The organism is Salmonella sp. A7 (assembly GCF_020181675.1).
GTDB lineage: Bacteria > Pseudomonadota > Gammaproteobacteria > Enterobacterales > Enterobacteriaceae > Salmonella > Salmonella enterica.
Genome location: NZ_CP084001.1, coordinates 3,378,941 through 3,395,151, shown reverse-complemented (window position 1 = coordinate 3,395,151; position 16,211 = coordinate 3,378,941). Strand labels below are relative to the sequence as shown.

General features: G+C 55.1%; 12 protein-coding genes. 7 read left to right on the top strand and 5 right to left on the bottom strand.

The window, feature by feature from the left end:
• The first annotated feature begins 6 nt into the window (after positions 1 to 6).
• Positions 7 to 291 (top strand): pyrimidine/purine nucleoside phosphorylase, encoded by a 285-nt coding sequence (gene ppnP, locus LCS67_RS16670; protein WP_000941953.1) that lies wholly within the window; start codon positions 7 to 9, stop codon positions 289 to 291.
• A gap of 37 nt (positions 292 to 328) precedes the next feature.
• Here ppnP and rdgC read toward each other — a convergent pair whose 3' ends face one another.
• The gene (rdgC, locus tag LCS67_RS16665; RefSeq protein ID WP_000964307.1) at positions 329 to 1,240 is read right to left on the bottom strand and encodes a recombination-associated protein RdgC; all 912 of its coding nucleotides are present in this window, start codon (positions 1,238 to 1,240) and stop codon (positions 329 to 331) included.
• Positions 1,241 to 1,365: 125 nt separating this feature from the next.
• Here rdgC and mak point away from each other — a divergent pair, with 125 nt between their 5' ends.
• The gene (mak, locus tag LCS67_RS16660; protein WP_001219282.1) at positions 1,366 to 2,274 is read left to right on the top strand and encodes a fructokinase; all 909 of its coding nucleotides are present in this window, start codon (positions 1,366 to 1,368) and stop codon (positions 2,272 to 2,274) included.
• Between the two features lie 19 nt (positions 2,275 to 2,293).
• Here mak and araJ read toward each other — a convergent pair whose 3' ends face one another.
• The 3 genes from araJ to sbcD all read right to left on the bottom strand — a co-directional run bounded on the left by araJ (position 2,294) and on the right by sbcD (position 7,978).
• Positions 2,294 to 3,466, bottom strand: coding sequence for an MFS transporter AraJ (gene araJ, locus LCS67_RS16655; RefSeq protein ID WP_000755629.1), 1,173 nt, complete (start codon positions 3,464 to 3,466; stop codon positions 2,294 to 2,296).
• Between the two features lie 172 nt (positions 3,467 to 3,638).
• The gene (sbcC, locus tag LCS67_RS16650) at positions 3,639 to 6,779 is read right to left on the bottom strand and encodes an exonuclease subunit SbcC (protein ID WP_001610717.1); all 3,141 of its coding nucleotides are present in this window, start codon (positions 6,777 to 6,779) and stop codon (positions 3,639 to 3,641) included.
• Positions 6,776 to 7,978: an exonuclease subunit SbcD gene (gene sbcD, locus LCS67_RS16645; protein ID WP_001221249.1), complete on the bottom strand. Its 1,203-nt coding sequence runs from the start codon at positions 7,976 to 7,978 to the stop codon at positions 6,776 to 6,778. The genes sbcC and sbcD overlap by 4 nt, the downstream gene beginning before the upstream one ends.
• 213 nt (positions 7,979 to 8,191) lie before the next feature.
• Here sbcD and phoB point away from each other — a divergent pair, with 213 nt between their 5' ends.
• From phoB to malZ, 5 genes are all read left to right on the top strand, one after another.
• Positions 8,192 to 8,881, top strand: coding sequence for a phosphate response regulator transcription factor PhoB (gene phoB, locus LCS67_RS16640; RefSeq protein WP_000113921.1), 690 nt, complete (start codon positions 8,192 to 8,194; stop codon positions 8,879 to 8,881).
• A 69-nt stretch (positions 8,882 to 8,950) separates the two neighbouring features.
• Positions 8,951 to 10,246, top strand: a complete 1,296-nt coding sequence (gene phoR, locus LCS67_RS16635) for a phosphate regulon sensor histidine kinase PhoR (RefSeq protein WP_000893638.1) — start codon at positions 8,951 to 8,953, stop codon at positions 10,244 to 10,246.
• 408 nt (positions 10,247 to 10,654) lie between these two features.
• The gene (brnQ, locus tag LCS67_RS16630) at positions 10,655 to 11,974 is read left to right on the top strand and encodes a branched-chain amino acid transporter carrier protein BrnQ (protein WP_000149625.1); all 1,320 of its coding nucleotides are present in this window, start codon (positions 10,655 to 10,657) and stop codon (positions 11,972 to 11,974) included.
• Positions 11,975 to 12,048: 74 nt separating this feature from the next.
• Positions 12,049 to 13,419: a proline-specific permease ProY gene (proY, locus tag LCS67_RS16625; protein ID WP_000445556.1), complete on the top strand. Its 1,371-nt coding sequence runs from the start codon at positions 12,049 to 12,051 to the stop codon at positions 13,417 to 13,419.
• 161 nt (positions 13,420 to 13,580) lie between these two features.
• Positions 13,581 to 15,398 carry a maltodextrin glucosidase gene (malZ, locus tag LCS67_RS16620; protein ID WP_080183958.1) on the top strand — a complete coding sequence of 606 codons (1,818 nt, stop codon included), beginning with the start codon at positions 13,581 to 13,583 and terminating at the stop codon, positions 15,396 to 15,398.
• A 71-nt stretch (positions 15,399 to 15,469) separates the two neighbouring features.
• On the opposite strand, the gene LCS67_RS16615 is transcribed toward malZ, so the two are convergent.
• Positions 15,470 to 16,072, bottom strand: coding sequence for a peroxiredoxin (locus LCS67_RS16615; RefSeq protein ID WP_000244731.1), 603 nt, complete (start codon positions 16,070 to 16,072; stop codon positions 15,470 to 15,472).
• Positions 16,073 to 16,211: the final 139 nt, after the last annotated feature.

Here is a 16,211-nt window from a genome sequence, read left to right as displayed (position 1 = left end):
CTGATTATGCTACAAAGCAATGAATACTTTTCCGGGAAAGTGAAGTCTATTGGATTTACCAGCAGTAGCACCGGCCGGGCCAGCGTTGGTGTGATGGCGGAAGGGGAGTATACCTTTGGCACCGCCGAACCCGAAGAGATGACGGTTGTGAGCGGCGCGTTGAAGGTACTGTTGCCGGGAACTGTCGAATGGAAAGTGTATACAGCCGGTGAGGTGTTTAACGTGCCTGGCCACAGCGAGTTTCATCTACAGGTCGCTGAGCCCACCTCGTATCTGTGCCGCTATTTGTAACGGTGAGTCCCCTCTCCGGCGGAGAGGGACCCTCTGGTTAGCGCTGCGCTTCGCCGCCTAATCCTTCCACCAGGCTTTGAATCAGCGCCGCCAGCTCGCCGGTCATCAGGATAAAGTCCGCGTCAAAACGTTGGGCAAAATCTTCCCGGTCGATATCTTCGTTCTGATCGCGCAGCTCATCGCAGAATTTCAGACGCTTAATGGAGCCGTCGTCGCACATGACGAATTGAATACGCTGCTGCCAGTCGAGCGCCAGCTTCGTGACCACTTTACCCGCTTCAATATGAACGGCGATCTCGTCGCTGACCAGATCCTGCTTTTTCGCGCGGATCACGCCGCCATCTTCCAGCATCGCTTTCAATTCGGCTTCGTCCAGCAACTGGAAACCCTGAGCGACCGTACCGGAGCGCACCCACTCTGTGAGCGTCAGCTCAATCGGATTTTCCAGCGCCAGCGGGACGACCGGCAGCGAGCCAAGACTTTTACGCAGTAGCGCCAAAGTATCTTCCGCTTTTTTCGCGCTGGCGCAGTCAACCATAATCAGGCCGTTAACGGTATCAATCCACATCATTGTCTGACTGAAGCGGCTAAACGCGCGCGGCAGCAACGAATGCAACACTTCATCCTTCAGGGAATCTTTTTCCGTCTTCTTCAGCTTGCGTCCCTGATCGGCTTCCAGTTTCTGGATTTTCGCCTCCAGTGCCTGTTTGATCACTGGCGATGGCAGGATTTTCTCTTCTTTGCGCGCGCAAATAATAATTTGGCCATTGGCGGTGTGCGTTAACGCATCGCTGTGAGAGCCCATCGGCGGAACCCAGCCCATTTTGGCCATATCCTGGCTACCGCATGGGGTAAACGTCATTGAGGTGAGCTGTTTCTCCATCTCTTCGGCGCGTAATGTAATATCGCGGCTAAGACGGTAAACCATTAAATTTTTGAACCACAGCATGATAATTTCCACGGCCTTGTCGTTAAATCCAGGCGGTATAGTAACGAATTGTCGGCAGGCTTGCATTGCCAATCAGAACGGTGAATTCTACCCTGTTGATATTCCCAAAAAATGAGGAGCGGTATGTGCGTATTGGTATCGATTTAGGCGGCACAAAAACGGAAGTCATTGCGCTTGATGATGCAGGAGAGCAGCGGTTTCGCCATCGTCTGCCTACGCCGCGGGAGGATTATCAGCAAACGATAGAAACCATCGCTACGCTGGTCGACATGGCGGAACAGGCGACCGGCCAGACCGGTAGCGTCGGCATTGGCATTCCCGGTTCTCTCTCGCCTTACACCGGCGTGGTAAAAAACGCTAACTCTACGTGGCTTAACGGCCAGCCGTTCGATAGCGATGTGAGCCGTCGTCTGAAGCGTGAAGTGCGGTTAGCCAACGATGCCAATTGCCTGGCGGTATCAGAGGCGGTGGATGGCGCGGCGGCGGGGGCGCAAACGGTATTTGCGGTGATTATCGGTACCGGGTGTGGTGCGGGCGTAGCGCTAAATGGCCGGGCGCACATCGGCAGCAACGGTACGGCAGGTGAATGGGGCCACAATCCGTTGCCGTGGATGGATGACGATGAGTTGCGTTACCGCGAAGAAATTCCCTGTTATTGCGGTAAACAAGGCTGTATCGAAACCTTTATTTCCGGTACGGGATTTGCCACGGATTACCAGCGTTTGAGCGGTAAAGCGCTAAAAGGCGATGAGATTATTCGTCTGGTCGACGCGCAGGACGCCGTGGCGGAACTGGCGTTAAGCCGTTATGAGCTGCGGCTGGCGAAAGCATTATCTCATGTCGTGAATATTCTGGATCCGGATGTCATTGTGCTGGGCGGCGGTATGAGCAATGTTGAGCGCCTGTACAAGACGGTTCCGTCGCTGATGAAATCGTTTGTTTTTGGCGGCGAGTGCGAGACGCCGGTACGTAAGGCGCTGCATGGCGATTCAAGCGGCGTGCGCGGCGCGGCCTGGCTGTGGCCGCTGGCGTAACGTTTCTAGCCGGATGGCGTCATCCGGCAACCGGCGTGACCGATGGCTGCTTGTGTTTTAGACGTCCGTATACCAGCAACGACGACATGGCGGAAAACGAGAGCAGGGCGGCGGGAAGCGCCACATAGTGGTACGCAAAACCTAGCGTCAGCATCAGCCCGCCGCACCAGGCGCCAATCGCGCTACCGAGATTAAAGGCGATTTGCCCTCCCGCCGCGCCCAGCAGTTCGCCGCCTTTGGCGTTTTGCAGCAGCAGGATTTGCAGCGGCGCAGAGAGCGCAAACAGACCAGCGCAGCAGATAAACGCGAAAGTCAGCGATGCTGTTTTGTATCCGCTGAAGAAAAAGAGCGCCATGAGAGAGAGCACGATAATGAGGTCAGTCACTACCGCGATGCGCAGTGGAGTATATCTGCCGGAGAGTTTGCCGCTTAACAGATTGCCTAACACCATCCCCAGCCCGACCAGCATCATAATAAACGTCATGCTCGTCTCCGAAAAACCGGAGATGTACATCATAAATGGCTTGATATAGCTGAACCAGGCAAAAACGCCCGCATTGCCGAACATCGTGGCGGCGAAAATGAGCCACGGCGCGGGGCTACGCAAGAAGTGGAACTGCTCGCGCAGGCTGCCTTGGGCTTTGTCGCGAATATCCGGCACCCAGAAGAAAATCGCGGTGAGCACGGCGATGTTGAAAACCGCGATCAATAAAAAGGTGTAGCGCCAGCTAAATTCCTGGCTCAGGTAAGTGCCGACCGGAATGCCCACCAGATTCGCCACCGTCATCCCTGAAACCATACCCGCGACGGCGGCGGTGACTTTCCCGGGGCGGATAATCTTTGACAGGACAATGGCGCCGACGCCAAAAAAGGCGCCATGCGGAAAGCCGGAAACCAGTCTGCCGACGGCGAGCATCAGATATGACGAGGAAAAGGTAAATATGGCATTGCCCATCACGCACAGCGTGACCAGAAACAGCAGTATATGTTTAAGCGAAAAGCGGCTGGAAAAGAGCGCCATAACAGGCGCGCCCAGCACGACGCCGAAGGCGTAAAACGAGATCATATGCCCGGCGGCGGGAATCGTTATCCCGACATCGCGTGCCAGCTCCGTCAGCACGCCCATAATGCCAAACTCGGCCATCCCCAGTCCGAACGTACCCAGCGCCAAAGAAAAAATAACTTTTTTCATACCACCTGCCGAAAATAAAGGCGCATGTTGCGCGCTGTGGCTGTGAATTGTCACAGCCAATCAACGTATAGCTTGCGGATAAGCGCGAGGTAATACCATTCCTTATCCGTCTTTGTGTATTCATTATTATGCTATGTCATGACGGTATGCTGTGCGCAGGATGACACTCGTGTTACTCCACGGCAAACGCTTTGTCCAGTTTGCTATAACCAAGCCCATTGATTTTTTTCACTTTTATCTGCACGGGGATACGTTCTTTCATGGCTTCCACGTGGCTAATCACACCGATGGTCTTCCCGCTGGCATTCAGCGCGTCGAGCGCATCCAGCGCGGCGTCCAGCGTTTCGCTATCAAGCGTGCCGAAGCCTTCGTCGAGGAACAAAGAATCAATGCGCGTTTTATGGCTGACCAAATCTGATAACGCCAGCGCCAGCGCCAGGCTGACCAGGAAACTTTCGCCGCCTGATAACGTTCGCGTATCGCGCACGGCGTCGGCCTGCCAGGTATCGACAACCTCCAGTTCCAGCGCGTCGCTGGCTTTGCGCTGCAATAAATAACGGCCATGCAGGCGGGTGAGCTGATGATTCGCCAGCCAGACCAGATTATCCAGCGTCAGTCCCTGGGCGAATTTGCGGAACTTATCACCTTCTTTAGAGCCGATCAGCGCATTGAGATAGCCCCAGTCTTCCACTTGCTGAGAGGCTTGCTTCATTTCCGCCATCAGCGCGCGTTGGCGCTGCCGATTATCTGCATCCTGTTTAATTTGCTGGCGGATTTCCCCCTGGCGTGTCGTGTTCTCGCGCAGTTGTTGCGCCAACTGCGCCAGCCGCTGCGCGAGCTGCTCTGCCGTACACGTTGGGTCCAGACCGGCGGGCGGCTGTTGCTGATGGTCAGCCAGCGCCTGCGCGGACTGCGCGCTTAACGCCTTCGCTTGTTGTAGCTGACTTTCCAGCGTTTGTTGTTGTTTTTCCAGACGGGTCACGGTCTCTTCATCCAACAACGCCGCCAGGAACGTTGCCTGGCTGTCAAACGGGCTATTTTTTAACGCCGCATCAAAGTGCGCTATCGCCTCGGCGGCGCGCTGCTGTTCCTGCGTCGTCTGTTCCTGCAGGGTTTGCAACTGGCTTTGTAATGACACGCACTCATCATGCGCCTGCCGCCAGTTATCCAGCGGCACGTCGTCGTCGGAATCCGCGGTATCCGTTTGCGGTAGCGTCTCCAGCAACGGGGCAAGCCTGTCGATCTGCGTTTGCAAATCCGCGAACTCTGTCTGACGCTGTTGCCATATTTTCGCTTCGTCGGCGCGCTCATTCAGCCACGAAGCCTCGTTTTCTGGCGCAGGAAGGGAAAGCGTATACTGCGCCAAATCAGCCGTCAGCGAGGCCTGACGCTGCGCAATCTGCGCGGTAAAGCGCGCTACTTGTTCAGTATGCGCCGCGATTTGCGTTTGTAGAGCATGACGCTGGCTGAGCTGATCCAACTGTTGCTCATGCTCTTCCGCGGCGGTCAACCAGCCCGCGAGGTCTTCTTGCGGCTGGAGCTGAACGCCCAGCGTAGCGCACAGCGTTTGCCATTCCTCAGTAAGCGCTTGCTCCTCCTGCAACAACGACTGCGCCTCGCTTTCATCCCGCTGTAATTGTTGCGTTAAGGCATCTAACTGTCCTCGCAGCGCCGCGCCTTCTTCCGCCAGCGTTTTGACCTCTTTTTCCAGCGCGTCGCGGCGGGTTTGATTCGCGCTCAGCTCCAGCGCCTGATAGGCGGCGATGGCGGGGTGTGTCGTCGAGCCGCAAAGCGGACACGGCTGGCCGGACTGTAAGTGCGCCCGCTGGCTTTCCAGATCTTTGATGCGCGCCTCCTGCTCGCAAATAGTGCGAACGTCCGCAAGCTCCTGCGCTTTAGTCTTATAACTCAGTCGCTTATCCGTCAGACGTTGGGTGTATTGCGTCTGCTCCTGATGATGACGCGCGATAGCTGCCTGTAGCTGCGCCTGACGCTTTTGTTTCGGGATAATTTGCCCCTGAAGCGCGGCGAGACGATGGCGTAGCGGACGCTGCCGGGTATGCAATGCTCTGGCTTCCGCCAGCGCCTGTGGCGTGAGGTCGAGCGTGAGCGGCGGTAGCGCATCACGCTGACGCGTATCGCTCAGCAACTGCTGTTGCCATTGGCTCAGTTGCGCCCGGTCGTGGGATTGTTGTGTTAACAATGCTCGCCAACCCGCCAGTTCGCTGCGCCAGACGCGGATGCCGTCGTGTTCCGCCAGCCATGTCTTCAACCGCTGCCCTGTGGCGTTCAGTTGGGTGAATTGTCGATGCGCGCAGGCGCGGATACGCTGGCGCAGGCGATACGCACTTTGTAAGCGAGCATTCACTTCATCACTGTGTTGGCGAACACGCTCAACGGCGCGGGTTTGTTCCTGAATGCGCTCCCAATGCGGGCGTAACTGGCGGGCAGGTTGCGCCAGCGTCAGCGCCGCGAGCTGCGGCTGCGCTTTTTCTCGCGCCTCTTGCGCCGCGTACAGCGCCTGCTGCCGGGCGTGTAATTCAGTGTGGAGTTCGTTTTTTCGGGTCAGCCAGTGAAGGTGCTGCTGCTGTCCCTGCTGGCTGGCCAGCAGGCGTTTCTCTTCGTCAGTAAGCGCCTGCAAACTGGCTTCCAGTTGCTGTAACTGTTCGTCCGCCAATAGGGCGACGCCGCTGGCCTGCGCTTGTAGCTTTTCCAGTTCGAGACGGGCTGATTTATGTTTTTCAAATACCTGTGCGGAGATCTGCCCGTAAATCTCAGTGCCGGTGAGCTCCTCCAGAAGCTCTGCGCGCTCTTTCGCTTTGGCGTTAAGAAAGGCGGCGAACTGCCCCTGTGATAACAACATCGAACGGGTGAAGCGCCCGTAGTCCAGCCCGGTCAACGTGGCGATCATCTCCAGTTTATCCTTTACCTTATCGGCAAAGATCTTTCCGTCTGAACACCGCGCCAGCTCCACGCGTGGGGCCTGGAGATTGCCGTCAGGCTGATTTCGGGCTCGGTTCTGGCTCCAGAACGCGCGCCAGGCCTCGCCTTTTACCTCAAACTCCACTTCGGCCAGACATTCCGCCGTATCGCGCGTCATCAAATCGTTTTGCGACTGCGATACCGTATTCAGGCGCGGCGTTTCGTGGTATAGCGCCAGACAGATGGCGTCAAGCAAGGTGGTTTTTCCCGCGCCGGTCGGGCCGGTAATGGCGAATAACCCGTTACTGGCAAACGGTTCGGCGGTAAAGTCGACCTTCCATTCACCTTTCAGCGAGTTCAGGTTTTTCAGACGCAAACTGAGAATTTTCATGCCTCATGCTCCTCATTCAACGCGTAGAGCGTGCTGGAAAAGAGCTGATTCAGGCGCTCGCGCTGCGGGGGATCTAACGCTTCCAGCGCCAGACGCCGCGCAAAAACCTCCTCCACGCTAAGCTCGCTTAATGTTTCCCGCCGCTCGTTCGCCAGCGAGCGCTCGCGCTGTTCGCGGCTACGGCGCACCAGTAATACCTCTACGGGTAGCGACTCCGTTAGCGTCTGTATTCTGCGTTGGATATCGTGCAGATAATCATCGGTGGTGATTTCAATATCCAGCCAGACGGGGGGTGATTGCTCCACGCCGCGCCACTGCTCAAGCTGTTCGGTAATTGACGCCAGGTCGCCTTTTAAAACCGCCAGCGGTTGAGTCACGGGGACAGCCAGACTTTCGGTACTTTGCCATTTCCCCTGCTCGAAGGTCACCAGATGCACGCATTTGCTTTTGCCGCACTCATCAAAGCTGAGGGCGATGGGTGAGCCGCAATAGCGGATATGCTCCGTGCCGCCGACACATTGCGCGCGGTGAATGTGTCCCAATGCGATATAATCCGCTGGGGGGAAATGCTGCGCCGGAAAGGCATCCAGCGTACCGATATAAATGTCGCGAACCGCATCGCTTTTGCTGGCGCCGACGGTGGTTAAATGCCCCGTCGCGATAACCGGCAGCTTTCGTTCGCCGCGTAGCTGGCACGCTTCCCGATATTGCTGTTGATAATAATCGGCAATCGCATGAAGAAGTTGCTGCTGTTTCTCGCTGCCGGATAATCCCGCCTGACTGGTAAGAATGTCGCGCGGGCGCAAAAAGGGAATGGGGCACAGTACGGCGCCTGGAGAACCGTCGCGACGATGAAGTAGCTGCGGCGCATAGCCCGCGCTGGCGATCACGGTTGTATTGAGAAACGCCAGAATGTCGCGTGACTCGTTTAGTGTGGCGACGGAATCATGATTACCGGCCAGCACCACCAGATGACAGCCCGTTTGCTGTAAATTAACGACGAAACGGTTATAAAGTTCTCGGGCATAGCTTGGTGGCGAACCGGTATCAAAAATATCGCCAGCGACAATAATGGCATCCACCTGATGGGCCTGCGCGGTCTCCAGCAGCCAGTCCAGAAAAGCCTGATGCTCCGCGGCGCGGCTTTTACTGTAGAAATTTTGTCCCAGATGCCAGTCAGAGGTGTGGAGGATGCGCATAATTGTTCCATGCAAAAAAAGCGTGAACGGGATTATACACGTCATCCCCTCCATTTTTGGGCGCAATTTACCGCCGGTACACGGTAATGCACGGTTTCACCGGTGTCATAAATCATCAACATGCTGTCAATGCCGCCTTTTTTTTCATAAATCTGTCATAAATCTGACGCATAATGGCGCGGCATTGATAACTAACGACTAACAGGGCAAATTATGGCGAGACGTATTCTGGTCGTAGAAGATGAGGCGCCGATCCGTGAAATGGTGTGCTTCGTGCTCGAACAAAATGGCTTTCAGCCCGTAGAAGCCGAAGATTATGACAGTGCGGTGAATAAACTTAATGAACCCTGGCCGGATCTCATCCTTCTTGACTGGATGTTGCCCGGCGGGTCAGGGTTACAGTTTATTAAACATCTCAAACGTGAAGCCATGACCCGGGATATTCCCGTGGTTATGCTGACCGCAAGAGGTGAGGAAGAAGATCGCGTGCGCGGACTGGAAACCGGCGCTGACGATTACATTACCAAGCCGTTTTCCCCCAAGGAGTTGGTGGCGCGCATTAAAGCCGTTATGCGGCGCATCTCGCCGATGGCGGTCGAAGAGGTGATCGAGATGCAGGGACTGAGCCTTGATCCCGGCTCTCACCGCGTGATGACCGGCGACAGCCCGCTGGATATGGGGCCGACCGAATTTAAATTACTCCATTTCTTTATGACGCACCCGGAACGGGTTTACAGTCGCGAGCAGCTACTCAATCATGTCTGGGGCACCAATGTGTACGTTGAAGACCGGACGGTCGACGTGCATATTCGCCGTTTGCGTAAGGCGCTGGAGCACAGCGGCCACGACCGGATGGTGCAAACGGTACGCGGGACAGGGTATCGTTTTTCGACCCGCTTTTAATGCCTTTTCCGCCAGTTGATCACAGGTTTCTGGCGGAGAAGGCTTTCCATTCTTGAGGGAGTATGACGCGTGCTGGAACGGCTGTCATGGAAAAGGCTGGTGCTGGAGCTGGTGCTCTGTTGCATCCCCGCGCTTATCCTTAGCGCTTTTTTTGGTTATCTGCCGTGGTTTTTACTGGCGGCGGTGACGGGACTGCTTGTCTGGCATTTCTGGAATTTATTACGCCTCTCCTGGTGGCTTTGGGTCGACAGAAGTATGACGCCGCCGCCGGGACGGGGAAGTTGGGAACCGCTGTTATACGGTTTACACCAGATGCAGTTGCGAAATAAGAAGCGTCGCCGCGAGCTGGGGAACCTGATTAAACGTTTTCGCAGCGGCGCGGAGTCGCTGCCTGATGCCGTGGTACTGACCACAGAAGAGGGCGGTATTTTTTGGTGTAACGGTTTGGCGCAACAGATACTGGGGCTACGCTGGCCGGATGACAACGGGCAGAATATTCTCAATCTACTGCGTTATCCGGAGTTTACCCAGTATTTAAAAACGCGTGATTTCACCCGTCCGCTTCATTTGGTGCTCAATACCGGGCGGCATCTGGAGATCCGCGTTATGCCTTATACCGATAAACAACTCCTGATGGTGGCGCGCGATGTGACGCAAATGCATCAGCTTGAAGGCGCCAGACGTAACTTTTTCGCCAACGTTAGCCATGAGTTGCGTACGCCCTTGACGGTATTGCAAGGCTATCTGGAAATGATGCAGGAACAGGCGCTGGAAGGGGCGACGAGAGAGAAAGCGCTGCATACGATGCGCGAGCAAACGTATCGTATGGAAGGGCTGGTAAAACAACTGTTTACGCTGTCTAAAATTGAGGCGGCCCCGGCGCTGTTATTAAATGAAAAAGTGGATGTACCGATGATGCTGCGGGTCGTGGAGCGTGAAGCGCAGACGCTCAGCCAGCAGAAACATACCTTTACGTTTGAGGTCGACGATAGTCTTAGCGTTCTGGGCAATGAAGAGCAGCTACGTAGCGCGATCTCAAACCTGGTGTATAACGCGGTAAACCATACGCCGGCGGGAACGCATATTACGGTGAGCTGGCGACGTGCCGCGCATGGCGCTGAATTTTGCATTCAAGATAACGGTCCGGGGATTGCTGCCGAGCATATTCCTCGTCTGACCGAACGCTTCTACCGCGTTGATAAAGCGCGTTCGCGGCAAACGGGCGGCAGCGGCCTGGGATTGGCGATTGTGAAACATGCGTTGAATCACCATGAAAGCCGCCTTGAAATCGACAGTTCGCCTGGCAAAGGAACGCGATTTAGCTTTGTGCTGCCGGAACGTTTAATTGCCAAAAATAGCGATTAATTGCCTTTCGTAAGTATAACTTTCCATAAGCCAGCGGATGCTGGCTTATTTTCTTTGCAGTTAAAACGGGCTCGTTGAAACATTCAACGTTTGGTGATTTTTTGTTCGCATGATTAGCCATAACTTTTTCATGAGAATGGTGTTTTATTCTGGTTGTAAATTTCATATCGCTATATTCATCTGGTTTTTAGATCCCACCTTGCTTTAAAACGTTATAAGCGTTTAAATTGCGCTTCAGGTGCTGTCATTACGACTGCATTTGCGCGGTAAATCGAAAAACAATTCTTCGCCGCATCGGTCCGGGAGCTTTTCCCGCTGAAATTGATAAAAAACGCCGCTTTATAATCCTCCGGGAAAGGCAAAAATTTTAATGTTTACAACATCACCATCCACAGGCAGTAAGACTTTATGACCCATCAGTTAAAATCGCGCGATATCATCGCCCTGGGCTTTATGACATTTGCGCTGTTCGTTGGCGCAGGCAATATTATCTTTCCTCCTATGGTCGGTTTGCAGGCGGGTGAACACGTCTGGACAGCCGCTATTGGCTTTCTGATTACCGCCGTAGGGCTACCGGTTCTTACTGTTGTGGCGCTGGCGAAAGTCGGCGGCGGCGTAGACAGCCTCAGTACGCCGATTGGTAAAGTGGCGGGACTCCTGCTGGCGACCGTTTGCTATCTGGCCGTCGGGCCGTTATTTGCGACGCCGCGTACTGCGACGGTGTCGTTTGAGGTCGGTATCGCTCCGTTGACCGGCGATTCTGCAATGCCGTTGCTGATTTACAGCGTGGTCTATTTCGCTATCGTTATTCTGGTTTCCCTCTATCCGGGTAAGCTGCTGGATACGGTGGGGAATTTCCTGGCGCCGTTGAAAATTATTGCGCTGGTCATCCTTTCCGTCGCGGCTATCGTTTGGCCTGCCGGTCCAATCAGCAACGCCCTGGACGCTTATCAGAATGCGGCCTTTTCTAACGGATTTGTGAACGGCTATCTGACGATGGATACGCTGGGCGCGATGGTGTTTGGTATCGTTATTGTGAACGCGGCGCGTTCTCGCGGCGTGACCGAAGCGCGCCTGTTGACGCGTTACACGGTCTGGGCCGGCCTGATGGCGGGCGTGGGGCTGACGCTGCTTTACCTTGCCTTGTTCCGCTTAGGTTCTGACAGCGCGACGCTGGTCGATCAGTCAGCGAACGGCGCGGCGATTCTTCATGCCTACGTTCAGCATACCTTTGGCGGCGCGGGAAGCTTCCTGCTGGCGGCGCTGATCTTTATCGCGTGTCTGGTGACGGCGGTGGGGCTGACCTGCGCCTGCGCTGAGTTTTTCGCGCAGTATATTCCGCTGTCTTACCGCACGCTGGTCTTTATTCTCGGCGGCTTCTCTATGGTGGTGTCAAACCTCGGACTGAGCCATCTGATTCAAATCTCCATTCCGGTGCTGACGGCTATCTATCCGCCGTGTATCGCACTGGTTGTATTAAGTTTTACCCGCTCATGGTGGCATAATTCCACCCGCATCATCGCGCCGGCCATGTTTATCAGTCTGCTTTTTGGTATCCTTGACGGCATCAAAGCATCTGCCTTTGGCGATATGCTGCCAGCCTGGAGTCAGCGTTTGCCGCTGGCGGAACAGGGACTGGCGTGGTTGATGCCAACGGTGGTGATGGTGATCCTGGCGATTATCTGGGATCGCGCGGCGGGTCGGCAGGTGACCTCCAGCGCTCACTAAAATCGCTGACATATGTGTACACCACGGGGCTTAACGCCCCGTGGTTTTTTATTGTGTTGATAGGTCAGAAATTGATGGAAAGCAATAATAAGCTAAAGCGTGGGCTGAGCACCCGGCACATTCGCTTTATGGCATTAGGTTCGGCAATCGGCACCGGCCTGTTTTACGGCTCGGCGGACGCCATCAAAATGGCGGGGCCGAGCGTGCTGTTGGCCTATATTATTGGCGGGGTCGCGGCATATATCATTATGCGCGCATTGGGGGAAATGTCCGTTCACAACCCTGCCGCCAGCTCATTTTCGCGCTATGCGCAGGAAAACCTCGGCCCGCTTGCGGGCTATATTACCGGCTGGACCTACTGTTTTGAGATCCTGATCGTCGCCATTGCCGACGTGACCGCGTTCGGCATTTACATGGGAGTCTGGTTCCCCGCCGTGCCGCACTGGATTTGGGTGCTTAGCGTGGTGCTGATCATTTGCGCCATCAACCTGATGAGCGTCAAGGTGTTCGGCGAGCTGGAGTTTTGGTTCTCCTTCTTCAAAGTCGCCACCATTATTATCATGATTGTCGCGGGTATCGGCATTATTGTGTGGGGAATTGGCAACGGCGGGCAGCCCACCGGCATTCATAACCTGTGGAGCAACGGCGGCTTCTTCAGCAATGGCTGGCTGGGAATGATCATGTCGCTGCAAATGGTGATGTTCGCTTACGGCGGGATTGAGATTATCGGTATCACCGCCGGGGAAGCGAAAGACCCGGAGAAATCCATTCCGCGCGCTATTAACTCAGTACCGATGCGTATCCTGGTATTTTATGTCGGCACGCTGTTCGTCATTATGTCTATCTATCCGTGGAATCAGGTCGGCACAAACGGCAGTCCATTTGTGCTGACGTTCCAGCATATGGGGATTACCTTTGCCGCCAGCATTCTGAACTTTGTGGTATTGACCGCCTCGCTTTCCGCTATCAACTCCGATGTGTTTGGCGTAGGCCGTATGCTGCATGGTATGGCGGAGCAGGGGAGCGCGCCGAAAATCTTTGCCAAAACGTCACGCCGTGGTATTCCGTGGGTCACTGTACTGGTGATGACGATTGCGCTGCTGTTTGCGGTTTACCTGAACTACATCATGCCGGAAAACGTCTTCCTGGTGATTGCTTCGCTGGCGACGTTTGCGACGGTATGGGTATGGATTATGATTCTGCTGTCGCAAATCGCCTTCCGCCGTCGTTTACCGCCGGAAGAGGTAAAAGCGCTGAAGTTTAAGGTGCCGGGCGGTGTCGTAACGACGATAGCGGGTCTGATTTTCCTGGTCTTCATTATTGCGCTTATCGGCTACCATCCGGATACCCGCATCTCACTGTATGTGGGCTTCGCCTGGATAGTTCTGCTGTTGATTGGCTGGATATTTAAACGCCGTCGCGACCGTCAATTGGCGCAGGCGTAGTCGTTTTTCTCTGCCTTATCCGGTCTGCAGGCAACAGTAGGCCGGATAAGCGGAGCCGCTTCTCCTCCCGGAGTCTCCTCCCCTAATAAACCCCTGGATGATGAGTTATCCTTTAAATCTCTATGGCAAGGTGGCCCCATTTTCAGTAGAGGGGATACGAGATGTTGAATGCCTGGCACTTACCGGTTGCCCCATTTGTGAAGCAACATAACGATAAATTAACCATTACGCTGTGGCTGAGCGGAGAAAATCCGCCGTCTCGCGTGACGTTGCGCTCAGAATTCGATAATGAAGAAATCTCACTGGCGATGCGCAAACAGCGCCGCCAGCCGCAGCCGGGCGTGACGGCGTGGCGAGCGACGCTCAATATCGCGTTAGGGCAACCCCGTCGCCGTTACAGCTTTAAATTGCTTTGGCATGATCGCCAGCTTTGGTTTACGCCACAGGGATTTAGCTGTTTTCCGCCTGCGCGTTTGGAGCAATTTGCCGTTGATGTGCCGGATAGCGGGCCGCAGTGGGTCGCCGATCAAATTTTTTATCAGATCTTCCCGGATCGTTTTGCCCGCAGCCAGTCTCGTGAAGCCGGGCAGGATAAGGTGTATTACCACCATGCTGCCGGTCACGACATCGTGCGTAAAGAGTGGGATGAACCGCTCACCCCCCAGGCGGGCGGTTCCACCTTTTACGGCGGCTGTCTGAATGGCATTTGTGAGAAGCTGCCGTATCTGAAAAAACTGGGCGTCACAGCGCTATATCTGAATCCGGTATTTACCGCGCCGAGCGTCCATAAGTACGACACGGAAGATTATCGACATGTCGATCCGCAATTTGGCGGCGATCGGGCGCTGCTACGCCTGCGGCGTGAAACCCAGGCGCAGGGCATGAGGCTGGTGCTGGATGGCGTGTTTAATCATAGCGGCGACTCGCATGCGTGGTTTGACAGGCATAACCGCAGCACTGGCGGCGCGTGCCATCACCCGGACTCGCCGTGGCGCGACTGGTACTCCTTTTCACCACAAGGCGTGGCGCTGGACTGGCTGGGTTATCCGAGCCTGCCGAAACTCGATTATCAATCAGAAACGCTGGTGGATGAGATCTATCGCGGTGAGGACAGTATCGTTCGTCACTGGCTAAAGGCACCGTGGAATATGGACGGCTGGCGGCTGGATGTCGTACATATGCTGGGTGAGGCGGGCGGGGCGCGCCACAATTTGCAGCACGTCGCCGGCATTACCCGGGCGGCAAAAGAGGCGCAGCCTGAAGCCTATATTGTGGGGGAACATTTCGGCGATGCGCGGCAGTGGCTACAGGCCGATGTGGAAGATGCCGCCATGAATTATCGCGGCTTCACCTTCCCGCTGTGGGGATTTCTCGCCAATACTGATATCGCTTACGAACCACAGCATATCGATGCCCGGACCTGTATCGCGTGGATGGATAACTACCGCGCCGGGCTGTCACATCAGCAACAACTGCGCATGTTTAATCAACTCGACAGTCATGATACTGCGCGCTTTAAAACTCTGCTGGGTAAAGACGCGGCGCGCCTGCCGCTGGCGGTGGTCTGGCTGTTTACCTGGCCCGGCGTGCCATGTATTTATTACGGCGATGAAGTCGGCGTGGACGGTGCAAATGACCCCATGTGCCGCAAACCGTTCCCGTGGGATGAACGCAAGCAGGACGGCAACTTGCTGGCGCTGTACCAGCGTATGGCGAAACTGCGTCAGCGCAGTCTGGCGCTGCGTCGTGGCGGATGCCAGGCGCTGTATGCCGAAGGTGACGTAGTGGTATTCGTGCGAGTTTATCAGCAGCAGCGGGCGCTGGTGGCGATTAACCGGGGCGAGGCCTGTGAAGTAGTGCTGGAAGCGTTGCCGTTGCTGAACGTGGCCGGATGGCAATGTAAAACGGGGAGCGGTGACATCCGCAAGGGAAGACTTAGTTTACCCGCGATTTCCGCGACGGTATGGATGAATCGTTGAGGCGAGGTGGTTCGTAACACCTCACGCATAAAAAAGGCTCGCGATGGCGAGCCTTTTATCAATGCACTGACTTACAGGCTGGAAATGTTCTCAGCCAGGTATTTAGCCACGCCGTCCGGAGAGGCGTTCATGCCTTCTTTGCCTTTTTCCCACTGCGCCGGGCAGACATCGCCGTGCTCTTCGTGGAACTGCAGCGCGTCGACCATACGCAGCATTTCGTCGATGTTACGACCCAGCGGCAGATCGTTTACGACCTGGTGGCGAACAATACCGTTAGCGTCAATCAGGAAAGAGCCGCGCAGCGCAACGCCTTCGTCCGGATGTTCGATACCGTAAGCTTTCTGAATTTCACGCTTCACGTCAGCAACCATTGCGTATTTCACCGGGCCAATGCCGCCTTTATCGACAGGGGTGTTACGCCATGCGTTGTGGACGAACTCAGAGTCGAAAGAAACGCCGACCACTTCAACGCCGCGCTTCTGGAATTCTTCATAACGTTTATCGAAGGCGATCAGCTCAGACGGGCAAACAAAAGTGAAGTCCATCGGCCAGAAGAACAGAACGGTTGTTTTACCATTGGTGTGCTGTTTGAAGTTGAATTTATCAACAATCTCACCGCTACCCAGTACCGCCGCAGCGGTGAAATCCGGGGCCTGACGAGTAACCAGTACCATAATAATTCTCCTGCAATATTAAGGGTTTTAGAACGCAACGCGGGCAGTATAGGGAGGGCGAAGCGACAAAACAATGCGGTCTTGACAATCAATGAGACAGCTTTTGCCTATCGATCGGGTCATTATAAATCGTAATGAT

What these genes read in the sequence shown, in the direction of transcription:
- ppnP (WP_000941953.1), top strand. Translation starts at nt 7, where the DNA reads ATGCTACAAAGCAATGAATACTTTTCCGGGAAAGTGAAGTCTATTGGA.
- rdgC (WP_000964307.1), bottom strand. Translation starts at nt 1,240, where the DNA reads ATGCTGTGGTTCAAAAATTTAATGGTTTACCGTCTTAGCCGCGATATT.
- araJ (WP_000755629.1), bottom strand. Translation starts at nt 3,466, where the DNA reads ATGAAAAAAGTTATTTTTTCTTTGGCGCTGGGTACGTTCGGACTGGGG.
- sbcC (WP_001610717.1), bottom strand. Translation starts at nt 6,779, where the DNA reads ATGAAAATTCTCAGTTTGCGTCTGAAAAACCTGAACTCGCTGAAAGGT.
- sbcD (WP_001221249.1), bottom strand. Translation starts at nt 7,978, where the DNA reads ATGCGCATCCTCCACACCTCTGACTGGCATCTGGGACAAAATTTCTAC.
- phoB (WP_000113921.1), top strand. Translation starts at nt 8,192, where the DNA reads ATGGCGAGACGTATTCTGGTCGTAGAAGATGAGGCGCCGATCCGTGAA.
- brnQ (WP_000149625.1), top strand. Translation starts at nt 10,655, where the DNA reads ATGACCCATCAGTTAAAATCGCGCGATATCATCGCCCTGGGCTTTATG.
- proY (WP_000445556.1), top strand. Translation starts at nt 12,049, where the DNA reads ATGGAAAGCAATAATAAGCTAAAGCGTGGGCTGAGCACCCGGCACATT.
- malZ (WP_080183958.1), top strand. Translation starts at nt 13,581, where the DNA reads ATGTTGAATGCCTGGCACTTACCGGTTGCCCCATTTGTGAAGCAACAT.
- LCS67_RS16615 (WP_000244731.1), bottom strand. Translation starts at nt 16,072, where the DNA reads ATGGTACTGGTTACTCGTCAGGCCCCGGATTTCACCGCTGCGGCGGTA.